The following is a 22,376-nucleotide window of genomic DNA, read 5'->3' on the forward strand; positions in this document are numbered from 1 at the left end:
ACAATCTTGAACCGCATCCTTGTCTGCCTATGACCTAACCGACGTCTGGACAAGTCCTGCCCATTTTTCATGGCCCGTTCTTTACGGCTCGCTCTTCATGGCAACCCGGTATCGGGATATTGTTCGGGATGCAGCAGCCGTTCGCCGATTTCCTCCCACCGCGGAAAGGACCTAGGCCGGATCGTGCTAGCAGCGGCCAGCGCCATGGCCACCGCGCGTTCGATCGACGCAGGATCGTCCGGGCGGTAGGGGGACCGAGATTCGATGTCGCCTACCGCGAAATCGGGGCATACCGCCGGCAGCCCCAGATATTCGAACTGGGCGAGCTTGAGGCTGGTGTCCGCCAGGTATTCGACGTCTGGCGCGTCCAGATACGGCGCCACGCCGATTGTCGCATGGGCGATGTAGGGCAGGGTGTCGCGAAAGGCCATTTCGTCGTGCACGATGACGTTGGCAGCGGCCGTAAACCGCCGGCCGCAGCCGATCACGTGAAAGACGACATCGGGAAAGGCGGCCGCGGCGTGATGAAAAAAGCTTTCATCGAACAGCATTGATCCGACCGACACCGCATTACGGGTACCCGCCGGATAGGGGCTGGGACCAATCCCTGCAAAGTCAGCGGGATCTATGCCGAAACCGATCCGCGTCAACCGGTCGGGCGCCCATGTGAAATCGGGCGCCATCAGCCACGACCGCATACTGACATGGTGGATTAGGTCCGCATCGCGCGCCAGGCGATCCTGGACGAACGGATGCGCGCCGACCGTCGCGAGCCGATCGGTCGCGTAATAAATGATGCGCGCGCGCGGGTTCAGCCGGCGAATGCGACGCAGCAGGATCGCGGCAACGCTCGCCTCGACAACGACATGGTCCGCCGCCGCCAGCAAGGCGTCGACATCGCGGTTGGGCAACCGTGCGTACAACCGGAACATCGGCCCCATCAACCGGTCGGCCAGGGCGTTGCCCGTCGCGAAGGGGTGAAGGTGGGTACGCCACAGATAGCAGCGGATACCGTCGACCATTTCGGCGCGGTTGGCCCGATCCCACAGGTTCAGTCGGGAATCGCCCTTCGACCGGGACAACCGGCTGAACCGCGTGGAAAGGAACGAAACGTCATAACCGCTGCGCGCCAGGGCGTGGGCGATCTGATGAATGCTCGCGCGCTTTGCGGTACGGTAATCGTGGAAGGCGGAGATGAAGACCACATTGCCCTTGTTCATCTCGTTCCCAGCTCCATGAGGATCCCAGCTTCACGAGGATCACTGCCGCGGCATGGCCTTGCGGGTCGACAGGGTCAAGTCGGTTGCGGTGCAGCAACGACAACTGCTACCGCCCGGAAAACCTAGAAAAGCGGTCGGCGAACATCGACCCGACGCACCGCCTGAGTGGAAAAGGATATGGTCATGCCTGACACAGCGCCGCTCATCTCCGTCATCGTGCCCGCGTATAACGACGGTGCGCGACTTGCGTTGTGCCTCGACCTGCTGCTGGCCCAGTCGATCGTGGCGCAGGCGGAAATCATCGTCGTCGACAATGCGTCTACCGACGACATGGCATCGCTGCAGTCACGCTATCCCATGGTGCGCTGGCTGTACGAAGCCACGCCGGGATCCTATGCCGCGCGCAACACCGGCATCGCGGTAGCGCGCGGGCGTATCCTAGCCTTCACCGATTCCGACTGCCTGCCGTCGGCCGGGTGGCTGGAGCACGGCATTGCGCCGCTGCTCGGCAATGATCCGCCCAGTTTCGTGGGCGGCGCGATTGATCTGGTCACCACCGAAGCATCGGGCAAAGCATCAGGCGGATCGTTATCCTTGAGCGCCGCGGAACTGTTCGACCTGGCATCGGGATTTCCGCAGCATCGCTTCGTCGAACAGGTTCATTTCGCGATGACCGCCAACATGCTGACCACCGCCGACACGATGCGCAAGGTCGGCCCGTTCGCCACAAGCATGAAATCGGGCGGCGACCGCGAATGGGGCAATCGCGCCTGGGCAATGGTCGGGCCGGGCCGCTATGTCGCGGCCGCCCGCATCGGCCATCCCACCCGGTCCAGCCCGGCCGAGGTGTTGAAACGGGTGCGCCGGGTCGCCGGCGGCGAGCGCGACCGCAAGCCGGGCTGGGCCGATTGCCTCGCTTTCTGCGCGCGCCAGCTGCCACCGCCGCGCCGCGCGTTCCTCGATATTGCCGCCCTCGACCCGGCGGTCGCGCCGTCGGTGGCCAAGGCGGGGGCGATGCTGTTCGCATATCGCACCCGGCTGGCGCTAATCCGTTACCGGCTTGCGCTCCAGTTCGGAGGGGAGTCGAGCCGTTCATGAAGCTTTGACGCCCGCCGTTGTATGCCATAACAAGAGCGACTTGCGCATCGCCGTCCGCCGGATAGCGCGGCGACCCGGGGGACCCAACTTCATGATTCGCGGCTTGATCGTTGGCATGTGCGTCAGCCAGCTGTCGCTGACGGGCATGGCCTGTGCGCAGGAAAACAAGTTCAAGCTGTCGGCGCAACTAGTCGAGGTGTACGACAGCAACATCCTGCGTATCGGTGATCAGCGGACCGACAATCCGACCGACAACGTGTCAATGTCGCCGCGCGTCGCGGTGGATTTCGATCGACGTTTCGGCCGGCAGCGGGCCTTTATTACCGGCTATGCCGGCTATAATTTTAACAGCCGGTTCCGCTTCCTTAATCGCGAGGATCTGGCGCTGAACAGTGGCCTCGACCTGCGGTTCGGGCCACGCTGCCGGATCACCCCGACCGTATCGGTGCTGCGCGGCCAGTCCGACCTTGAGGATCTGGGCCAGATCGTGACCAACGCCGTCACGGTCCAGGATTACAACATCCGTGCATCGTGTCCGCGCCCAGCCGGTTTCTATCCCACGGTCGGTGCGGGCTATTACCAAGTGAGAAATTCCGAAATCCGGCGCGAACGCGACCAGTCCATTGTCGATGCGCGGTTCGGTGTTGCCTATGCCCGGCCCAGCATCGGCAATTTCGAACTGTTTGGGCAGATCACCCGCATCCAGCGCAACCGCCGCGACCCGACGCCGGCCGGGCTGCTGCGGGACGAAACCGATGTGCGGACGATCGCGCTGCGCTTCAGCCGCGACGTCGGCACCCGGTTCGAATCCGCGCTTCAGATCGGCTATACCAATGTCGATCCCAAAACCGTCGACGTACCCAGATTTTCCGGTCTGACCTATCAAGGCAGCCTGACCTATCAACCAACGCCGCCTCTTGCCCTGACGGTGGCCTTCGGCCGTCAGGTCAGCGGGCGCGGCAACGTGGGCACGAGCTATTACGTGTCGGAGAACGCCGAGTTTCGCGCGCGCGCGAAGCTGACTGCGCGGACGTCGGTGGGTGCCGGGGTCCAGCTGTCGAAACGCGATTTCGCGGGCGAGGACCGGGTGTTCCAGTTCGGGCCGCGTGGTCAGGACCGGCAGTTGGAGGCCAACGCCACAATCGGCTATCGTCTGGCGCGACCGATCAACCTCGACCTGTCGACCCGATATCGCCGACGCAATGCCGAGAATAATTTCTACGACTACGACAGCTTCTCCGCCACGCTAGCGGCAGCGATGAGCTTTTAAAAGAACGGAGACGGAATGATGAAGGCATTCGCATTTGCAGGGATCGCCCTGTTGTTGGCACCAGTGGCCGGTGTGCCGGCCGCATCGGCCCAATCGAGCTGGCAGGGGTATCAGCTGGGCGCCGAGGACCAAATCGAGGTCCAGATCCACGGGCAGGGCGGTGCCATCGTCAAGACGCGGGTGAAGTCTGACGGCTCGATCACGCTGCCGCTGGTGGGTCGTGTGCGTGCCGCCGACCAGACGACGCAGGCGCTGGCGACCGCGATCGAGGGACAGCTGAAGCGCGGCGGGTTGATGACCAACCCGATCGTGAACGTCGAGATCCTAGAATATGCCAGCCGTACCGTCACGATGCTGGGCGAATTCGCCAGCCCCGGCCTCGTCCCGCTCGACCGTCCGCTGACCCTGACCGAAATCGTCGCGCGTGTCGGCGGGCTGAAGGCGGGGGCGGCCGACAATGTCGTGCTGCGACGCGCGAGCGGTGCGGTCGAACGTTACAACCTGACCGCGATCTCGCGCAACGAAGCCCCCGACGTCGTGCTGTTGCCTGGAGATGCGCTGTTCGCAACGGCAGCGCCGCAATATTACATCTACGGCCAGGTCGGTAATGCCGGTACGTTCGCGATCACGCCGCAGATGACGATCCGCCAGGCACTGGCCCGCGCCGGTGGCCCTACGCTGGCTGGATCGGAGCGCAAGATCACGCTGTATCGCGGCGGAAAGGAAACCGACGCCGACCTGTCGGCGCTGATCCAGCCTAGCGACGTCCTGTTCGTGCGTGAGCGCATTTTCTGATCGTCCTGCATTCCGCCCGGACGCGGTTCGGACCGCGCCGGGCATCCGTCGATGCCGAGTGGGGCGAACCGCATGACTGATGATAGCCGCATCAAGACCGACGACGCTATTCGTCCCGGCGGCTCGGCGGGTTCGATGAAGCGCAAGCTTGCCATCGGTGCGGGCTGGATGACGGGGCTGCAACTGTTGTCCAAGGTTGTCGAGGTCGGTTTCATCGCCGTTCTGGCGCGCATCCTGTTCCCCGACGATTTCGGCGTCATCGCCGGCGCGACCATCTTCATCCAGCTCGCATCACTGCTGGTCGAGGTCGGCATTGGTGCTACAATCGTGCAGATCCCGACCCTTACCCGAACCGACCTGCGTATCGGCGGAACGATCGTGTTCTTGAACGGAATCGGCTATTTCGTGCTGGCGCAACTGCTCGCCCCGTTCGCGGGCGATTTTATGGGTATTCCCGGCGTCGAACCGGTCATCCGGGTGCTGGCGCTAGTGTTCATCATCCAGTCGTTCGGCATCGTGTCCGAAAATGTGCTGGTCCGCGACCTCGAAGTACGGCGGGTAATGATCGCGCAGCTGATGTCGCGGGTGATCGGGACCGGTGTGATCGGTATTGCGCTGGCGTGGGCGGGATGGGGTTATTGGGCGCTAGTCGTGGCCACGCTGGCCGAAACGTTGATCAAGGCAGTATGGCTGGTGCTGCTGGTACGGCCGCCGTTGCGACCGTTGCTCACGCGGCCCGGCGCGGCGCGGCTGATGCGGCGCGGGGCAGGATTCTCGCTGGCCAAGGTCATCAATTTCTTCGCATTGCGCGCGGACAACGCGATCGTCGGGCGGACGATGGATGCCGCCGCGCTGGGGCTGTATTCGCGCGCTTATAACCTGATGAACGTGCCGGCGGACCTTTACAGCCGCATTGCCGAACGGATTGTCTTTCCGGCGATGGCTAGGGTGCAGAATGACCCGGCCCGGTTGCGGTCGGCGTTCCTGCGCGGGCTGGAACTGACCGCGGTTTTCGGGTTGCCGATCTCGGCGCTGCTGGCGCTGCTGGCGCCTGAGATGATCCTGTTCATCCTTGGCCCGCGCTGGGTCGCGGTGATCGTGCCGTTCGCGGTGCTGTCCTCAGTCACCTACCTTCGTCTGGGTGCCAAGATCAGCGGATCACTGCAACGGGCCAAGGCCGCGACCGGGCCGATGATTACCAACCAGATCGTGTATGCCGGCATGGTGATCGGAGGCTGCCTGATCGCTTATCCGCATGGCATCGTCGCGGTGGCGACCGCGGTCTGCATCGCGGTCGTCGCCTTCTACCTTATCGTCAACTACAACGCCTGTCGCCTGGCGGGCGTCAGCCTGCGTGATTTCGTGGCGGTCCACGGCCATGGTGCGTTGCTCGCCCTGGCCTGTACGCTGGTGGCGGCTCCGGTCGTCTTCGGGATGCGCGCCGGTGGCCAGCCACCGATCGCGATCCTGGCCGCGATCGGTGCGGCGATCACGGTGTTGGGGGTGATCCTGATCGTGTGGCGGCCACGCTGGCTGCTAGGCGATTTCGTGCTCGAACTGCTGGGCGACGCGGGTCGGCTAACGGGTCGGCTCCGCAAACGAAAGGCGCGGTGATGACGACGCTTGCTGTGCCCCCCCCATCCCGGCTCCCGTCGCGCCCTCTACCGATGCGCAAGCGCCGATGGGGGCTGGCGGTGCTGACACTCGCGTTTCTGGCGCTATCGCTGTTGGCGGTCGCGACGCTCCTTGTCGACCGCACAGGCGAAGAGTCGATCGGTTCGCTGATAGCAGGCGATGCCGCCGGGTCGGAGGAATCGTCGCCCGCCGCGCCGGCCACGACACTGCCGCGGTTCGGCGTGAACCTGTCGGGGGCGGAGGCGCAGCGCACCGACGCAGTACGACCAACTCTTGCCGATCTGCACTATAATGTAGAGCAGTTGCGGTTCGACATGATCCGCTATCCTTTCAAAATGGACCGGATGACGCCCGATCGCATCGCCGAACTGCGGACGCTGACTGATTATGCGCGCAGCCGCGACGTGCCGTTCATCCTCGACAACCACAATTATGGCTGGCCTCCGGTCGAAGCCCAGATTGCCTTCTGGACGCGTTTTGCCCGCCAGTTTCCCGACGACGGTTCAGTTCTGCTCGACCTGAACAACGAACCCAAAGGTGTCGAATGGATGCATTGGGCCAGTGATGCCAAGCAGATCGTTGCGGGTCTGCGTCGCGGCGGCATCCGCCATCCGATCCTGCTGGAATGGCCGGGCTGGTCGGCGGTGACTCGCTTCGACAAGCATGAGGCCCGAGACAAGCCATGCGAGAGCGCCGGCTGTGCGCTTGACCGGACACCGGGGCCGCTCGACCCCCTGGGCCGGACTTATATGAACGGGCACCGGTATTTCGATGCCAATGGGTCGGGCCTGGCGGCAGCGTGCCTCCAGCGCAACGGCACCGCGCGCGAACGCAGCGGGTTCGTCGCGTTCGCCGCGCAGCTGCGCCAGCGCGGCCTGCAGGGCTATATCACCGAAGCGGCATTCGGAAACTATCGTGGCATTCCCGAAAGCTGCAAGGCCGTCGGCGACGAAGCGGTCCGTGCGATCCGCGCCAATGCCGACGTGCTGCGCGGCATTACCTGGTGGGGCGGCGGGCGGCTGTGGCCCGATCGCTACCCCTTCAAGATCGAATGCCCCAATGCGCAGCGCACGACTTGCCCGCCATCCGTCTATCAACAGGCAATTAGCCCGCGCCTTGCCGCCCGCGCCAATTGACCCGAGGAAACACTATGCCAGACACGCCACCTATCGCGCCGCACGCGCGGCTGCTTGGTGTCACTCATGTCGTGCGGCAATTCCATCCCGGCATCGGCGGGATGGAGGAATGCGTGCTGCAACTGGCCCGGTATCAGGTCGCGGGCGGCCACCGGGTCCGCGTCGTCACGCTCGACACGATCTTCGACGATCCCGCCGCGCGCACGCTGCCCCATGCGGAAACGCACGACGGGATCGAGATACGCCGCGTGTCGTGGCGCGGGTCCAAACGCTATCCGTTGGCACCTGGGGTACTGAAGGCGCTGGGTGCCCCCGATCTGGTGCATGTCCACGGCGTCGATTTCTTGTCCGATTATCTGGCGCTGACCCGACCTGTCCATCGTCGTCCGCTGGTCCTTTCGACGCATGGCGGCTTTTTCCATACGCAGTTCGCCGGTCGGATGAAACTGCTGTATTTCCAGAGCGTCACCCGCACACTGCTGACCCGCTATGCCGGGGTGGCGGCGTCGAGCCAGTCCGACTTCGAACGCTTTGCACAGATCCGGCACCGCGATCTCGACTTGATCGAGAACGGCGTCACGGTCGACAAGTTTCGCGGGCTGGCGCGGCGCGACGCCCGCACGATTCTGTATTTCGGACGGCTTGCCCCCAACAAAGGGCTGGCGGCGCTGGTCGCGTGGTTCGCGGCACTGGTCGCGGCCGATCCTGACTGGCGGCTGATCCTGGCAGGACGGCCGATGGGGGTGACGCTGGAGTCGTTGCAGGCGCAGGCCGCGGTGTTGGGCATCGCCGACCAGGTAGAGCTGATCGACACCCCCAGCGACGCGCAGATCGCAACGCTAATCGGTCGGTCGTCGGTCTATGCCTCCGCATCGACCTATGAAGGGTTCGGACTGGCCGCGATCGAGGGGGCATCGGCGCATCTGTATCCGCTGCTCAACGACATTCCGCCGTTCCGCCGCACGGTCGAAGGGCTGGGCTTTGGCCATATCGTCGATTTCGCCGACCCGGCGACGGCGCAGGGGTTCGCCCGCAACTGGCCTAGTGCAACCATGCCCGATGCAGCGACGATCGACGCGACGCTGACCGGTCGTTTCGGCTGGCGCGGCCATGTCGACGCGTTCGAGGCGCTGTATCGCCGCGTGCTGGCGTCACGCGGGGGTTAGGCGCCGCCAGCTGCGGTCAGGCCCGGCGACCGGGCGCCTGCACCCTTGCGCTCAAAATGCGTCACGCGGACATAGCCCACGAGCAGCCACAGCAGCGGTGCGGTCTTCATCGAGAACGAACCGGTGCCGCCGACTAGCAACCACATGTAGATATAGACGTTTACCGACCACAATGTTCGGCGGTGCGTCACGCTGTCCGGTCCGATAACTAGTGTCAGATAGACCCAATAGGCCAAAGCACCAAATATAGTCGTCGAGACGATAATGAAACCGTAACCGGTGTCCCCGCTGCGTGGAAGCAAGGCATAGTTGCCAAGAAGCAATTCTCCGGCTGTCAATCGGGTCAATGCCCGATAAGTCGTGGCGATGCGTCCGACCAGATCATCGCCGGAACGTACTTCAACGAATTCGAACAGAACGAATGCTCCTGCCAGAAGCAGGACGGGAATAAGAGCGTTCGCATAGCGCGGCAGTCGCGGAAATAAAAAATAACCGACGATGAAAATTGGTGCGATGATCGCCGACATCCGCGCATTGTTGGTTACGACGATCATAAAGATCGTAATCAACATTAATCCCCGTTCAAGCCAAGACACTTTTCCCCAGAGCGACGTGATATAAACCATCAGCACAATTGCGAAGATGTTGATATTCACCTGTTCCAGAAAGATGGAGGAGGTCCGCGGCCCGTCGAACAGCCCGAAGCTGAACCGGCCTTCATAGGCTATGGTGCCCATCGCCAGGCCAGTATCCTCATAGAACTCCTTAACGGCCAAGCCGCGCGTCTTCGTTAGGTAATCGCCTGGACGGAACAGTGCAGCATAGGTTTCGAGACTCGATATTTCGATCAGCAATACTACCAAGGTAATGACGGCGCACAATGCGAAGGCAAGACGGACCAATTTCAGGTCGGCGCGCCCCCCCAGCATAGTGAATGTGACAATAATGAGGACGTTACGTAATCCTTCAACAAACGCACGGTCGGCGGCAAGCGACATAAAAAGCGCAAGCGCGACTGATAATCCCAAATACAGCATTGGCAGCAGGTCGCTGCGCCGCGGTCCGTCCAGCAGGCAACCGCCCAGTGCTGTCACCAGGATCAATATTTCCACGACTGAAACGATAGTATAATTTACAGGCACGCCAGCCGCACCCAGCAGGGCAAGAATGGCGTTATAGATTACGCCAAGAACCGGGGTCGCGACGATGATCCACCGTTTCAGCGGCCGTTGTGTCTCCTCGGCTTGCCAGGCCGGGATCGCCAGACCTGTGGCGGATGAAAAACTGCTCAACAAAAGGCCCTTTCGTGGCAAGATAATCATGCACCGACCCCGCCCGGGGTATGCCCGCTTGCTTCTTTGCACGACACCATATTAACGGGCGTGCGGCGCGTGGGACAGTGGTTTAACGGCAAAGGCCTTTGCTCAAGGCCCGGAAATTGAGAAGGACAGGCATATTCCACATTCGCCCAAAGTCTCCGTGGTCAGCGCCTTCTACAATCGCGGACCGGCGGTCGCCGAATCCGTGGGCAGCCTGCTTTCCCAGTCGCATGAAGATCTGGAGGTCATAATCGTCGATGACGGTTCGCGCGACGATACTGTCGCCGAACTGCACGCTCTTGACGACCCAAGGTTGCGGATTATTACCCGGGAAAACCGGGGTTTCGTCGCATCAATGAATGAAGCGATTGCGGCCAGCACCGGAGAAATCGTCGCGGTCCATGGGTCGGGTGACATATCACTGCCCAATCGCATCGCGCGACAGGCCGCGTGTCTTTCGGAGAATGCAAATATCGGGGTCCTGGGCTGCTGGGTGGAAACCGATGCGACTGGCAGTGGCGATCCATGGCTATATCGGCCGCCGACAGGCCTGCCGTTTCACGAGACGCTGCTCAAGCGCAACCTGTTCACCCACGGCGAGGTCATGTTTCGCCGGTCGCTGTATGACAAGGTCGGTGGTTATCGAGATTTCTTCCGGTTTGCACAAGACCGCGACCTGTGGTTGCGAATGTCACGCCTATGCGACTATGCGATCGTGCCCGAAGTGCTGTATCGTCGCTTCAAACCCGAAGGCGGGGTCAGCAGCGATCCGGGCAAGATGTTGCTGCAAAGTTATCTGGCTGATTTTGCCGTGCAGTGCGCCCGGGTGGTCGACGCCGGTGGCAAGGATCCGATCGAACGGCACGGCCACCTGGCACCGTTTCTGCGCGAACCTAGCGAAATGCTGGCTAGGAAGCTGGCATGGCACGGCGCGCACCGCATGGTGCAGGGCGATATCGAGCAGGGCTGGGCAATTGTGAAACGAGCCAACCGCGAGGGATCGGCCCGGCAATTGCGGATGATCACCGCGCTGGCCGCGCTGCACCTCAATCCTGTCCTGTGGCGCAGCGTTGGACGGCCTATGCTGGAACGTCGCATGAAGCAGTTCCAGCAGTAAGTATTTCCCGAACAGGTTATCGGGGCGGGCCGTAGATACGATCCGCCCCGATCCGGCATCAGATATCGATGCTGCCTAAGCCGAACGAAGATCCGACCGCGCTGTAGACGTAATAGCGCATGCCGTTCTGTTCGATCATGCCGTCATATTCGAGCGTATTGGTACCCGTGACCGCAACCGTGCCGCCGGTACCCGACAGGTTGAGGGCACCACCGTCGAAGCGGATGATGCCGTCGGCATTGTCGTCCGTCAGTGCGGTGGTGGTGACAATCAGGTCACGCGCCGAGAAGTTGACGCGGTCATTACCCAGGCCGGCGACCGGATTGGCGGTGTCGAAAAAGAAGACGTCCGATACCGTCCGGCTGCTGCTGCCGCCCAGCGCATTGTCACCGAAGTCGCTGACATGGACGACTTGTCCCTTCTTCGCCGTTGGGGCGACACGGGCATCGGCATAATAGAACGTGCCGTCGACCTCGCCCATTAGGCGCAGGCCTCCACTGCCGCTGGCACCGGTCAGGCGGACCGCATCGCTGTCGCCGGTGTCGAGCCGCAGCGTAGAACCGGTCCAGGTGATGATGCCATCGCCGTTGCCGTCGCGCAGGCTCTTGTCCACGGCTAGCATGTCGCCGCGCATCCAGTCGGTCACCTGATCGACGCCGGTCGTGCCGCCGTTGCGAAGTTCAAAGACATCGCGACCAGCTCCACCGGTCAGACGGTTGTCGGCCTGATTGCCGATCAGACGGTCGTTGCCACCGCCGCCGATGGCGTTCTCGATCACCGTGCCATAGGCGATGGCGATATTATCCCTGTAGAGACCCGTCGTCAGGCCAAGATCGGCGGCAAGGTCGGTATAAGCGTCGTAGGTCGCCTGGCTGCGGGGGGCGAGACCCAGTGCTGCGCGACTGGCGTTCACCGCTTCCAGCGACGCGAACGCCTCGATCCCGCCGCCCGACGAGAAGGCACCGCCGTTCAGGTCGATTGTCGACGGCGTGTTCCAGCCCGAAAAATCGAGCGTGTCGTTACCACCGGCATCGTAGACGGCCACGATCGGCGCGGCGTTCTGGGTAAAGTCGAATTCGGCGCGGTTGGCCGTCGAATTAAAGCCGTACACGGTATCGCCGGTGCGGGTGGTCGGGTCTGCGCCGTACATCCGCTGAATCGCGGCGATATCATGGACCAGCGGCGTCGCGGCATAGCCGAAGCGCAGGTTCGCCCAGTCGATATGCTGCGCCCCGGTTTCATAGGCGTCGAAGTAGCTCATGATCGAATATTGCATCGTATCCTGCGCATACGCCGCGTCGTTGGCGTAAGTGATGGGATCGGGCACGCCGTCACCATCGTTATCGTCGAGCGCATCATAGCTGCCAGGGTGGCTCAGCCCGAGCGAATGGCCCAGTTCGTGGACGACCGTGGTTTTGGCATAATAGCTGTCGCCCAGCGGTGTGAAGTTCGAACTGACAAAACCGTCGATCCACACATCCCCGCCCAGCCGGCCGATTTCCTCGAATCCGATGGTCAGATAGGATGCATCAAGAACGTCCCCGAACGGCAGATAGGCGTAGGCCTGGGCACCGCCGGTATCGGTGTTGCCGACGACGATATCGGCGTTGAACGACTTGGTTTCCTGGAACGAGATGGCAATCAGGTCGTCCCACAGCGCGATGCCTTCGCGTACCAGGGTGCGCTGCCCAGCATTCAGGACCGAGAATGCGTCGCGGTCAAAGGCTTCGGTAAACGCGCTCGTCCCGGTGGCATTGACGTAATAGCTGTTCGCCAGTTCCTCGTAATTCGCCCAGAAGCCGAAATTGAGGACGCCGTCGTCCAGTTCGCCATAATTATTTAGATACCAGCTGTCGCCAGTACGGTTGAGGTTGGCTGCCGCCTGACCGATGGTCAGGATAATCTTGCCGTTGGCGCTGCCGCCAGCGAACGGATCGAGCGACAGGCTTTCAGGCGTTTCGCCGCCTACGCCCGGCCAGTCGCGTTCGACCGAAGGTACATCGCTGCTGTGATTGCTCATTTCAAAGTCTCCCCTCTTGGTAAATGTATAATGCGTCCCGGACCGCGCCGGCCCCGCCACGGCAGGAAGGCGTCGAGGGCGCGATCGAGAAACTGCGTGGTGCCTTCGCCGACGGCAGCGACAAAGCGCCGCGGCAACAGGCTGCCTTGGGCGTCATCCATTTCGACCGGGCGATCGGCGGCAAGTGTCAGCGACAGCGCGCTGTCAGTCTCCCCGAACGTCGCGCTGACGCGGAGCGTGGCGAGGGTTTCAGTCTCGTCAGTCGCAGTCTCGTCAATGGTCGAGATTCGGATCGGTGCATCGCGCCGGGCCTGCTCGGCCAACTGTCTGCACAATTTGGCGCGCGTGTCTTGGCAATGTAGCACAATCGTGGTGACGCCGTGCCACAGCGGGGCAGGTCGTGCGACCTGCGTGGTAGTGATTACGGCATCAACCATCGGCACAGGCATGGTCCCCAACTCCGTATGTGTCCGCAAATGATACCTATTAACATTCTATTAACAAGCACATAATCAAGTCCGGCATCAGTACCGGCAGGGGCACCAGCATCACCGGCAGGGGCACCAGCATCGGCAGACTCGGGGGCAGGGGCGCGGTATCAAGACGTTCGGACCGGCAGGTGGGTCTTGGCGATGGTATCATATGACCATACAGGTGCGGTGAGCAGCGTGAACAGGGGCGGCATGGCAACGTGTAAGCAGGTCGACCGGAACAACCCGAAGGATCCCACGCCCCTTGAGGCGCTGGCGTTCGATGTCCACGGCCCAGAGCCGAGCCGAGCCGAGCCGAGCCGACCGATCACGATCCTGCGGGCGCTGTGGCTGCTGCATGCCCGTGGCGGGCGTTACCGGGCAGTGACGCTGATCCGGTTGTCGCAGCATTTCGACCGCCCGGGCCGACGCCGGCTGCGCGACTGGGCGCGGCGTCAACTCTCGCGTGACTATGGGTGTTTCCTGCAGGTGGGCGCCCAGATCGGACCGGGACTGAAACTGCCGCATCCTCAGGGAATCGTGATCGGTGCCGGTGCGCGGGTCGGCCGCAACTGCGTCCTGTATCAGCAGGTGACGCTGGGCGGCGCCCGGCGCGGCGACTTCGCGGCAGACCGGTATCCCGTGATCGGCGACGATGTCGTGGTGTTTGCCGGGGCCAAGCTGCTGGGTGCCGTTCGGGTCGGCGACGGGGCCTGCATCGGCGCGAATGCGGTGGTGATCAGGGACGTTCCGGCCGGCCGCACCGCGGTCGGCGTGCCGGCTCGCCTGCTGCCGTAACGGCCATCGGGTCGTCGCCAACGACAACGCCCCGCCCTGTTGCCAGGGCGGAGCGTGCGTTGCCTTGCAGGCCATGCGCAATCGCGCATGGCCGGATCAGAGTGTCAGAACCCCAGATCGCTAGTATTGGTGGCGGTCGAACCGACCAGCGAGTAGACATAATAGGTGACGTCGCCGTGGACGACCGCGCCGTCGAACTCGATCGACGACACCGCCGCGCCACTGGTTCCCTTCAACTCAATGCTGCCCAGACCGTCCGACAGGGCGAATAGGCCGTTGTCACCCGTGACGATCCCGTCGTTGTTGCCGTCAGCCAGCTTAGTCGTCGTCGCGATCAGGTCGCGCTTACCGAAGAGGTTGATGGTGTCGCTACCCAGATCGGCACCCAGCGCGGTGTCGAAGAAGAACACGTCCTTCTTCTTGTCGCCCTTGTCACCGGTGAAGGCGTTGTCGGCCAGGGTGCTTTCCTTGGCCCCGCGCGGACGTGTGCTGGCATCGGCATAGACGGCGTGGCCGGCATCGTCGGTGCCAAGGAAGCGCAGCGCGCTCACGCCGTCGATCCGCAGCATGTCGCCGGCCTTGGGTGCATCGATCGACAGGACGTTGCCCGACAAGGCGATGATGCCGTCCTTGTTACCGTCGTATAGCGCCTTTTCAAGGACGAGGACGTCGTTCTTCTCGAAGTTCAGGATGCGGTCGTTGCCGGTAACTCCCTCGTCGAAGAAGAAGCTGTTCGCACCCGATTTCCCTGTCAGGATTTCGCTGGCCGCAGACGACCCGTTGATCGTACCCGCACGGTTCAGCAGGTCTGTGACGACCGGCGGAACAACAACCGGCGGTAGGACTGGTGGCAGCAGCGGTGCGGCTTCGACGCTTAGCGTGACCGTCGCCGAATCCGTCGCTGTGCCGTCCGATGCGGTATAGGCAAAGCTGTCGGTGCCGCTGAAACCTGCCTTGGGCGTATAGATAAAGCCGCCATTGGCCGCGAAGCTAATCGTGCCGTTCGCAGGACCCGTCTTCAGCAAGGCGCTAAGCACATCGCCGTTGGCGTCCTTGTCGTTGGTCAGGACGTTGCCCTTGACGCTGGCGTCCTGCTTCAGCGTAAAGCTGTCGTTCACTGCGTCGGGCGCGTCGTTGGTTACCGGCGGCGGAGGCGGTGTGGTCAAAGTGCCTTCGCGCGAATCGATCTGGGCGATGGTCGCCTTCAGATTGTCGGTCACGCCCATGTACAGGGTGATTGTGGTCGATGCCCCCGCTCCCAGCGTGCCAAGCCCGAAGGTCAGGTTCAACGTCTGGTCGACCTTGGCCGTATACCCTTCTTTCTGCGGCTTGTCATAGGCCGCTGCGGCATAGGGATCGGAGTTCACGAAGCCGTAGAACGACGCCACCGCGCGGTCATCGTTCGAATACAGGAAGAACGGGTTGGTCGCGGTCAGATAGGCTGATACCAGTGCGCCATCCACACCTTGGCTCTCGATCTTGTTTGTGGTGGCATATTTATCCGACTGATCGGGATCGAACGAGCGCATGTAGCGCAGATCGGTCATCGCCGCGCCCGACTGGTTGGTCAGCGTCACGTCGATGCGGATGTACTTGGCATCGTCCGCCAGCGAGATCTTCTGGGAAATGCCCAGGTTCTCGGTGGTCTTGCCGTTCCAGGTGGCCGACGCGACGGCTTTGTTCGACGTGTCGGCCAACGTACCGTCGACTTCCGAAAAGCCGGTCAGCAGCATGTTGCTCTGCACAAAGGTGCTGCCACCGGTCTTGTAGCCGATGTTGAAGCCCTCGATCGCGCGGCCTTGCAGCAGGACGTCGTTCAGCGCCATTTTGTTACCGACCCCGAAGCCGTCGAAGTCGGCGATCATGCCGACGCGCAACAGTCCCGTGGCAGTGTCGCTTACCAAGCCCTTGGGAGCGGCCTTGGTCGTACCCAACGTGCCATCAGCATTGATGCCGATACCAAGATAAGTGCCCTGAAGGAAAACTTCGTTGTTTGTAGCCGCACTTGTTATCGTCATCCCAGCCTCGCGAAAGTATGAGTTTATATCCGCAGGTCAGAGTCTGCAGCACCGGTTCGGTGCGCCTTCCCTGCCCCCCGTCGTGATTGATACCGGCAGCGAAGTTCCATAACTGTGACTCCACGCAGTTAGTCGGGCGTTAAGCCTTTTTTCGTGAACTTAATTTGTGGAGCCTTTCGAGGTACATCGCCGCGTCGTTCCGTCTTGGAAAAAGCTCATCGTTCAGTATCGACGATGATGCCATGCGTCCCGCGATGATACGGTATGCACATGCGGTAGTCGGCTCTTTTTGTCGCCAGGCCGGGACCAGCGGCAAGATTTATTGGAACAATTTATTGTCTCAAGCGTGCGAATCGTCGGCATAGCGGTCGATTCGGTTCAACCGCGGCGAACCGGAATGGGTCGCGGCATCGTTGCCGACCCGGATGTCGGTGTCGTCAATCCATATGCCCTCGATCGCGTCCGCGCCGTTCAGCGTGTCGACCGCGACCAGCGCCAATCCGCCGTAATCGAGCCGGCGGTAGCGGTAGATCGTGCCCGACACACCGTTCAGGCCGACCGTGACCAGCAGCTCGCCGGGCAGGATCGCCATGAGCACCGATGGCGTTCATGCACTGGTCGCTGTTGGCGGGCAGGGGCATCGGTGCCGACCGCACGGCACCCGACCGGTCGCAGGCGATCAGCTCGCCGGTGTTACGCAGGATCCCATGCTATGCCGTTGGTGCCGGCGGACAGCGGCACGGGCGGCGTCGGGACCGTACCGATCGCCGGGTCGAACCGGACCAGATGGCTGTCGGTGCCGGACGCACCCGACAACTTTACCACTATCCACAGGCTGCCGTCGGTGCGGTCCAGCGTCATGCCCTGACACGAACCGGCCATGTCGGCGGACAGGCCAAGGCGTGTGAGGATGAACTCCGCCTCGATCGTGGTCAGATCGGGCGACATCCGGCTGAACAGCAGCGGATGCCGGGTCGTGCGGCCGTTGCCGACGTACCAGCGCCCGGCCAGATCGCGAGTCAGACCGGTGATCGCCATGCCACGCGATCAGGCTGGAGGCGGTCGTGCCTGTCAGCCGGACATGGCTAGTCTGTACCGGCAGGATGGTTCCCGTCGGCACGCCGACGAAGCGGACGTCGGCGGTATCGCTGACATACAGCATCTTGGACGTATGGGGCAGTGGCTGCTAGTCGTCAGGCTGGATGGCCAGCAGCCGGCGGGCGGGGCGATGGGGCTGTCGGAATGCAGGGCAAACGGATCTGCCATGGAACCTCGTGAACCATCATGAGTCAATGTTCTTGGTATGTTTCAAATTCGAAGCGTGTAGGAAAGCGCTTATTCGCGTGCCCGCCACACGGTCGGCACCGCTTCGGAACCCGCGGACTAGGGCGCCTTCCGAAGCGGGCTGGCTCAGTTGCGGGACTTAGCCTTAACCTGTGTCTGCGACGGGGCCGGCTGCTTCTGGTCGGGCAGGTCCGGGCGGCCCTGCCCTTCGTTGACGGGCAGAGCGCGACTCAACGGCCGGGTCGGGCCCGGAGTGTCGGGCGTGCGCAGCACCGCGTTCGCGGTAGCAGGTACCACCGGTGCGTCGCGAGGATCGTCCGGCGCCCGTGCCAAACGGTCGATCGGTCCAACGATGATCTGAAACGGATCGATCTGCTGCCGTTTGCGCCGTTCCAGATTGGCTTGCATGTCATAGGTCGTTACGGCGGGGCTGAGTGTCGCGGCCTGCAACCGGCCCAGATAGGTCAGCAGGTTGGCCTGCGAAGCGTATCGCTGATATTCGGCGTTTGCGACAATGATCTGCGCGTTCAATAGGCGCTGTTCGGAATCGATCACCTCGAAATTCGAACGGAACCCTTCCTGGAAGCTGCGCCGCACGCCCTCCAGCGCCCGTGCCGCTGTTTCGGATGTTGCCTGGCCGATCGCGACCTGTTCCGCTGACGAGATTGACTGGTTCCACGCATTCTGGACCTGCGACTGGACCCCACGCCGGCTGGCCTCGACGGTGAAGGCCAGCGACTGCTGGATGGCAATCGCCTGGCGGATGCGCGAATCAACCACGCCGCCGGTCAGCAGGGGGATGGTTAGCGTGGCCCCCGCCGAAGCGCCGCGCCGCAGGTTGTTGAACCCGATACCGTTGGAATCGATGATGCCGATCGACGCGTCCGCCGACAGGACGGGATTGCGCTCGGCGCGTTCGGCGGCGATCTGTGCACGGCCCGACCGTTCGTTCAGGATCGCCTGCCACAGCGTCGGGCTTTCCGCCTCGGCTACGCGGAAGGCCACGTCGATGGATTCGGGAATGCCGGGCAGTGGCGGCGGTGGAGCAAGCGTGCCGGGATTACGGCCCACGACGGCGGCGAACCTCGACCGGCTGCGTTCCAGATTGGTTTCGCTCTGCGCCAGCTGCGTGCGGATGATACCCAGCTGCGCCTCGGCCTGCGCGATGTCGATCCGGGTCAGGTCACCGCCGCGTTCGCGCGCCTGCGCCTGATCCACCTGTCGTTGGTAGGACAGGATTGATCGCTGTTGGATTTCAACTAGACGCTGGTCGCGACGCACCGAAACATAGGAATCGACGACTTCAAGCAGAATGAAGTTCTCGACCTCGCGCAGCCGTTCGCGGCCCGACAGCACGGTCGCCTCGGCGGACGATACCCGCGCGGCGGTGCGACCGCCGTTGAACAGTATCTGCGATGCCGTCAGCGATACACCGCTGTTGCGTGCGCGGTTAGTGACCAGTTCGTTGAAGAACACGTTGCGCACAACCTGTTCCTGATACCGGACGTTGCCGACGACGCTGGACTGCAACCGATAGGGTGCGCTGGCCTGGATGACGGTTTCATCCAGCGACCGCAGCTGCGCGCGCTGCGATTCCAGCTGGGGGTTGTTGCGATAGGCATCGACCAGCGCCTGGTCCAACGTATCGGTACGGCCCGATACTGGTGGTACCGAAAGGTCTACCGGTACCACAGGTCCAACCTGCGCGGCCACCGGCCCCGCCGCCATGCCCATCGACATGACGGCCCCGGTTAGCAACCAAAAACGCATTCTCATGATCGATTTCCCCCCGCTCGGCCCGTGCTCGGGCGGCCGATTCCCTAGCGCGATTTTTACACAAGCCCAATGATATCACGCCTGCCCGTCAACGTTCGTGCATTGATCGACGGAATGTTTCCATCAATGGGTCGAGCAGATACTGGAGCGCGGTACGCTGGCGCAGTTTCACCAGCACGCTGACCGGTACGCCCGGACGGATGCCCAGATCGGCACCGCGAACCCGGCGCAGCATTGCAATCTGGTTCCGCGGCACCACGATTTCGGCGGTGAAATAGCGCTGACCCGATTTCTCGTCGCTCAGGCTGTCGGCTGACACGTTGCGGATTGATCCCAGCAGGATCGGCAGATCACGTTCGTGCAGCGACAGAAACTTCACCTCGGCCGTGCGGCCTTCATAGACGCCGTCGATGTCCCCTGGCGCGAAATTGGCCTTGATAACCAGCGGCGCGGTATCGGGCACGATGTCAAGGATCGGCTGTCCGGCCTGAACCACGCCGCCCCGCGAATAGATTTTCAGGTCGACGACCCGGCCGGCGACAGGCGCGCGGATCACGGTGCGTTCCAATTGCTCCTTCGCCGCGAGCCACCGCGGCATGACCTCGTTCAGCTGGAACTGGGTATCGCGCAGGGCGGTCGCCGCATCCTCGGTATAGCGACGCGTACTCGATACGGCGGATTCCCGCGCCTGTCCCGCCTGTTCCCGCGCGGCGCCGGCACGCGCGCCATAATCAGCATCAGCGCCTTCCAGCTGCTGGATCGAACGTTCGATGCCGCGCACCGTGTTGCGCGACACATAGCCTTCGTCGGCCAGCTTGCGCGTGGCGACAAGCTGTTCCTGCAGCGACTGGCGCTGTTGCGCCGTGGCACGGGCCTGCGCCGAATAGCCGCCGACCTGCTGCGATGCTTCCGCTTCCTGCTGACGGATGACGGCACGGTTGGATGCCAGCGCACCCTGACGGGCGGAACGCTGGGCGTTCTGAAGCTTGATCGAACGGTCGACTAGCGCGCGATCGGGCCCAGTCAGGGTCGCAAACCGGGCAGGCCACTGGATCGGGCCGCCTCTGATTTCGGCTTCCAGGCGCGCGCGCTGTGCTTCAAGGTCGATGACGCTGCCGGCAAGGGCGCGTTCGGTCGCCGCGACCTCCGCCCCTTTCAGCCGGATCAGGATCTGATCGCGCGCCACCGTCATACCGTCGCGAACATCCATTTCATCAATGATGCCGCCATCGCGGTGCTGCACCGTCTGCCGGTTGCCCGATACGGTCACGCGGCCCTCGCCCGCCGCCGCCGCGTCGAGCCGGACGATCGCCGCCCAGCCCAGCAGGATCACGAAGAACAACACGGCGATGGCGATGCCAGCCAGCATGGCCCGGTTCGGCGAATCGTTTAGCACCGCTTCGGGATTGCCGACGACGCTGCGTTCGGCCACCAGAACCTGCTGGCGGGGGACGGGTTCTCCGCTCACGATTGGCCTCCTTGGGCGCTGGATTGTCCGGCTGCCTGGCCCCGTTGGTCAAGTTGGCCGGGTTCGCGGGATTCCTCTGGCGGCGGTGCCGACCGCAGAACGTTAGCCCGGTCGTCATAGACCTGGATCACGCCGTCGCGCAGCAGCATCACCTTGTCCACCGCCTGCAGCAATCCGGTCCGGTGGGTCGAGACGATTACGGTCGCGCCTCGCGCCTTCAATTCCTGCAATGTCGTGATGAGCCGCGTCTCGCCGTTGATGTCGAGATGGGCGTTGGGTTCGTCCAGATAGAAGATGGCCGGCGATCCGAACAGCGCGCGCGCCAATGCGACCAGCTGGCGCTGGCCCGACGACAGGCCGCCGCCCTCGCGCACGGCAAGCCGCGTGTCATAGCCATGCTCGAACCGCAGGATAACCTCATGCGCGCCTGCCAGAGTGGCGGCGGCCAGCACGTCCTTGTCTAACGCCTCGCCGCCGCTATCGGTCAGCGCGCGGAAGCGTGAGATATTTGCATGGACGGTGGCGGGGAACAATGTCGGCGTCTGCGGCATATAACCGACATGGCGACCCAGTTCGTCGGGGTTCCAGTCGTTCAACCGCGCGCCGTCGATGCGCACCTCGCCCTCATCCGGCACGATCCCGCCGGCCAGCGTGCGCAGCAGCGTCGACTTGCCGGCCCCGCTTGGTCCCACCAGCGCGACGATGGTACCCGGTTCGATCGTGAAGCTGAGGTTATTGAGCAGCACCCGATCCGATCCCGGCACCCGCACTGTCATGCCGTCCACCTCGATCCGGCCGCGCGGTACGGGCAGGGTGGTACGCGACGCGGTGACGTCGGGCAAACGACAGAACTGGTCGAGGCTCTTGTAGGCGTTCTGCGCGCCCATTACGTTCTTCATGGCGTTCAGGATCTGCTCGACCGGTTGCAACGCCCGGCCCAGGATCAGCGACGCGGCAAAGATCGCCCCGCCCGAAATCTCTTGATTGATCGCCAGATACGCACCCAGCGCTAGCGCCATGGATTGCAGGAACAGCCGCAGGAACTTGGTTGCAGCCAGGAAGCCGCCCGAACTGCCGGCGATGTCCGACTGGCGCTGGGCGAGGTCGGCGCGTTCGGACAGGTGGCGGCGCACCACCGCCTCGCGCATGCCCAGCGCCCGAGCCACTTCGGATGCCTGGATCGAATAATCCTGCGACCGATAGGCATGATTTGTGCGGGCAGAAACGTCGGCGACCGATTTCTTGACCGACCAGTCGCTGGCCACCGCCAGCGCGATCAGCATCAGCGAACTGATCAGCGCTAGCATCCCGATCATAGGGTGCAGCAACCACGAAATGATGATGTAGATCGGCGCCCATGGCGCGTCGAACAGCGCGATGATCGCCGGTCCGGTCAGCGTGCCTCGCAACGTGTCGAAATCGCGCATCGCCTGCGCTCGTTGAGCCGGGCTGGCGCCGCCGCTGCCGATGATACGGTGCAGGATGTTAGACGCCGCGAGCTTTTCCAGACGGAGGCTGGCGCGCATCAGCAACCGGATCCGCACCGTGTCAAGCAGCGCGAACACGATCAGCGACACCGCTAGGATCAGCGAGAGGACCAGCAGCGTCGGCACGCCGCGCGTCGGTACCACCCGGTCATAGACCTGCAGCATGAAAATCGACGGGGCGAGGTACAGCAGGTTGATGAGGCCGGAAAACAGCCCCACCGACCAGAAGTGACGCCGACATGCCTTCAGCGCGTAGCGCAGCGGATTTTGTTCAACCTGCATTCTGATTCCTTCGACCC

The 22,376-nt window shown here is 63.0% G+C and carries 18 protein-coding genes and 1 pseudogene; 8 read left to right on the top strand and 11 right to left on the bottom strand.

Annotation, left to right across the window (positions count from 1 at the left end):
- Window positions 1–95: 95 nt before the first annotated feature.
- Window positions 96–1,220 carry a GumK N-terminal domain-containing glycosyltransferase gene (locus U1737_RS06625; protein WP_332796073.1) on the bottom strand — a complete coding sequence of 375 codons (1,125 nt, stop codon included), beginning with the start codon at window positions 1,218–1,220 and terminating at the stop codon, window positions 96–98.
- Between the two features lie 183 nt (window positions 1,221–1,403).
- Between U1737_RS06625 and U1737_RS06630 the strand changes: the two genes are divergently transcribed.
- The 6 genes from U1737_RS06630 (at window position 1,404) to U1737_RS06655 (ending at window position 8,320) form a co-directional block, all read left to right on the top strand.
- Window positions 1,404–2,318, top strand: coding sequence for a glycosyltransferase family 2 protein (locus U1737_RS06630; protein WP_332796074.1), 915 nt, complete (start codon window positions 1,404–1,406; stop codon window positions 2,316–2,318).
- 91 nt (window positions 2,319–2,409) lie between these two features.
- Window positions 2,410–3,588 carry an outer membrane beta-barrel protein gene (locus tag U1737_RS06635; RefSeq protein ID WP_332796075.1) on the top strand — a complete coding sequence of 393 codons (1,179 nt, stop codon included), beginning with the start codon at window positions 2,410–2,412 and terminating at the stop codon, window positions 3,586–3,588.
- A gap of 15 nt (window positions 3,589–3,603) precedes the next feature.
- On the top strand, window positions 3,604–4,383 hold the full coding sequence (locus U1737_RS06640) for a polysaccharide biosynthesis/export family protein (RefSeq protein WP_332796076.1): 780 nt from the start codon (window positions 3,604–3,606) through the stop codon (window positions 4,381–4,383).
- Between the two features lie 72 nt (window positions 4,384–4,455).
- Window positions 4,456–5,997, top strand: coding sequence for a lipopolysaccharide biosynthesis protein (locus U1737_RS06645; protein WP_332796077.1), 1,542 nt, complete (start codon window positions 4,456–4,458; stop codon window positions 5,995–5,997).
- A gap of 53 nt (window positions 5,998–6,050) precedes the next feature.
- On the top strand, window positions 6,051–7,154 hold the full coding sequence (locus U1737_RS06650) for a cellulase family glycosylhydrolase (RefSeq protein ID WP_332796078.1): 1,104 nt from the start codon (window positions 6,051–6,053) through the stop codon (window positions 7,152–7,154).
- Window positions 7,155–7,168: 14 nt separating this feature from the next.
- Window positions 7,169–8,320 carry a glycosyltransferase family 4 protein gene (locus U1737_RS06655; protein ID WP_332796079.1) on the top strand — a complete coding sequence of 384 codons (1,152 nt, stop codon included), beginning with the start codon at window positions 7,169–7,171 and terminating at the stop codon, window positions 8,318–8,320.
- Here U1737_RS06655 and U1737_RS06660 read toward each other — a convergent pair.
- Window positions 8,317–9,642, bottom strand: coding sequence for a hypothetical protein (locus U1737_RS06660; RefSeq protein WP_332796080.1), 1,326 nt, complete (start codon window positions 9,640–9,642; stop codon window positions 8,317–8,319). The two genes, U1737_RS06655 and U1737_RS06660, sit on opposite strands and share 4 nt — an antisense overlap.
- 157 nt (window positions 9,643–9,799) lie before the next feature.
- On the opposite strand from U1737_RS06660, the gene U1737_RS06665 reads away from it, so the two are divergent.
- Window positions 9,800–10,756, top strand: coding sequence for a glycosyltransferase (locus U1737_RS06665; RefSeq protein WP_332796081.1), 957 nt, complete (start codon window positions 9,800–9,802; stop codon window positions 10,754–10,756).
- A gap of 58 nt (window positions 10,757–10,814) precedes the next feature.
- On the opposite strand, the gene U1737_RS06670 is transcribed toward U1737_RS06665, so the two are convergent.
- Window positions 10,815–12,776, bottom strand: coding sequence for a M10 family metallopeptidase (locus U1737_RS06670; protein WP_332796082.1), 1,962 nt, complete (start codon window positions 12,774–12,776; stop codon window positions 10,815–10,817).
- Window positions 12,773–13,225 carry a hypothetical protein gene (locus U1737_RS06675; protein ID WP_332796083.1) on the bottom strand — a complete coding sequence of 151 codons (453 nt, stop codon included), beginning with the start codon at window positions 13,223–13,225 and terminating at the stop codon, window positions 12,773–12,775. Before U1737_RS06675 ends, U1737_RS06670 begins: the two co-directional genes overlap by 4 nt.
- 234 nt (window positions 13,226–13,459) lie before the next feature.
- Here U1737_RS06675 and U1737_RS06680 point away from each other — a divergent pair, with 234 nt between their 5' ends.
- Entirely contained in the window at window positions 13,460–14,044 is a 585-nt protein-coding gene (locus U1737_RS06680) for a serine acetyltransferase (RefSeq protein WP_332796084.1), read from the top strand.
- 104 nt (window positions 14,045–14,148) lie between these two features.
- Here the strand turns inward: U1737_RS06680 and U1737_RS06685 are convergent, their stop codons facing one another.
- From U1737_RS06685 to U1737_RS06710, 7 genes and pseudogenes are all read right to left on the bottom strand, one after another.
- Window positions 14,149–16,062 carry an Ig-like domain-containing protein gene (locus U1737_RS06685; RefSeq protein WP_332796085.1) on the bottom strand — a complete coding sequence of 638 codons (1,914 nt, stop codon included), beginning with the start codon at window positions 16,060–16,062 and terminating at the stop codon, window positions 14,149–14,151.
- A gap of 340 nt (window positions 16,063–16,402) precedes the next feature.
- The gene (locus U1737_RS06690; protein ID WP_332796086.1) at window positions 16,403–16,660 is read right to left on the bottom strand and encodes a hypothetical protein; all 258 of its coding nucleotides are present in this window, start codon (window positions 16,658–16,660) and stop codon (window positions 16,403–16,405) included.
- A gap of 95 nt (window positions 16,661–16,755) precedes the next feature.
- Window positions 16,756–17,100 (bottom strand): hypothetical protein, encoded by a 345-nt coding sequence (locus U1737_RS06695; RefSeq protein ID WP_332796087.1) that lies wholly within the window; start codon window positions 17,098–17,100, stop codon window positions 16,756–16,758.
- Between the two features lie 52 nt (window positions 17,101–17,152).
- A pseudogene (locus tag U1737_RS20665) lies at window positions 17,153–17,224 on the bottom strand (hypothetical protein); the annotation flags it as partial.
- A gap of 248 nt (window positions 17,225–17,472) precedes the next feature.
- Entirely contained in the window at window positions 17,473–19,122 is a 1,650-nt protein-coding gene (locus U1737_RS06700; RefSeq protein WP_332796088.1) for a TolC family outer membrane protein, read from the bottom strand.
- Between the two features lie 88 nt (window positions 19,123–19,210).
- Entirely contained in the window at window positions 19,211–20,554 is a 1,344-nt protein-coding gene (locus U1737_RS06705; RefSeq protein ID WP_332796089.1) for an HlyD family type I secretion periplasmic adaptor subunit, read from the bottom strand.
- Window positions 20,555–20,586: 32 nt separating this feature from the next.
- The gene (locus U1737_RS06710; RefSeq protein WP_332796090.1) at window positions 20,587–22,359 is read right to left on the bottom strand and encodes a type I secretion system permease/ATPase; all 1,773 of its coding nucleotides are present in this window, start codon (window positions 22,357–22,359) and stop codon (window positions 20,587–20,589) included.
- Window positions 22,360–22,376 lie beyond the last annotated feature (17 nt).

Source organism: Sphingomonas fucosidasi, from assembly GCF_036663855.1.
GTDB lineage: Bacteria > Pseudomonadota > Alphaproteobacteria > Sphingomonadales > Sphingomonadaceae > Sphingomonas > Sphingomonas faeni_B.

What these genes read in the sequence shown, in the direction of transcription:
- U1737_RS06625 (WP_332796073.1), bottom strand. Translation starts at nt 1,220, where the DNA reads ATGAACAAGGGCAATGTGGTCTTCATCTCCGCCTTCCACGATTACCGT.
- U1737_RS06630 (WP_332796074.1), top strand. Translation starts at nt 1,404, where the DNA reads ATGCCTGACACAGCGCCGCTCATCTCCGTCATCGTGCCCGCGTATAAC.
- U1737_RS06635 (WP_332796075.1), top strand. Translation starts at nt 2,410, where the DNA reads ATGATTCGCGGCTTGATCGTTGGCATGTGCGTCAGCCAGCTGTCGCTG.
- U1737_RS06640 (WP_332796076.1), top strand. Translation starts at nt 3,604, where the DNA reads ATGATGAAGGCATTCGCATTTGCAGGGATCGCCCTGTTGTTGGCACCA.
- U1737_RS06645 (WP_332796077.1), top strand. Translation starts at nt 4,456, where the DNA reads ATGACTGATGATAGCCGCATCAAGACCGACGACGCTATTCGTCCCGGC.
- U1737_RS06650 (WP_332796078.1), top strand. Translation starts at nt 6,051, where the DNA reads ATGCGCAAGCGCCGATGGGGGCTGGCGGTGCTGACACTCGCGTTTCTG.
- U1737_RS06655 (WP_332796079.1), top strand. Translation starts at nt 7,169, where the DNA reads ATGCCAGACACGCCACCTATCGCGCCGCACGCGCGGCTGCTTGGTGTC.
- U1737_RS06660 (WP_332796080.1), bottom strand. Translation starts at nt 9,642, where the DNA reads ATGATTATCTTGCCACGAAAGGGCCTTTTGTTGAGCAGTTTTTCATCC.
- U1737_RS06670 (WP_332796082.1), bottom strand. Translation starts at nt 12,776, where the DNA reads ATGAGCAATCACAGCAGCGATGTACCTTCGGTCGAACGCGACTGGCCG.
- U1737_RS06675 (WP_332796083.1), bottom strand. Translation starts at nt 13,225, where the DNA reads ATGCCTGTGCCGATGGTTGATGCCGTAATCACTACCACGCAGGTCGCA.
- U1737_RS06680 (WP_332796084.1), top strand. Translation starts at nt 13,460, where the DNA reads ATGGCAACGTGTAAGCAGGTCGACCGGAACAACCCGAAGGATCCCACG.
- U1737_RS06685 (WP_332796085.1), bottom strand. Translation starts at nt 16,062, where the DNA reads ATGACGATAACAAGTGCGGCTACAAACAACGAAGTTTTCCTTCAGGGC.
- U1737_RS06695 (WP_332796087.1), bottom strand. Translation starts at nt 17,100, where the DNA reads ATGGCGATCACCGGTCTGACTCGCGATCTGGCCGGGCGCTGGTACGTC.
- U1737_RS06700 (WP_332796088.1), bottom strand. Translation starts at nt 19,122, where the DNA reads ATGAGAATGCGTTTTTGGTTGCTAACCGGGGCCGTCATGTCGATGGGC.
- U1737_RS06710 (WP_332796090.1), bottom strand. Translation starts at nt 22,359, where the DNA reads ATGCAGGTTGAACAAAATCCGCTGCGCTACGCGCTGAAGGCATGTCGG.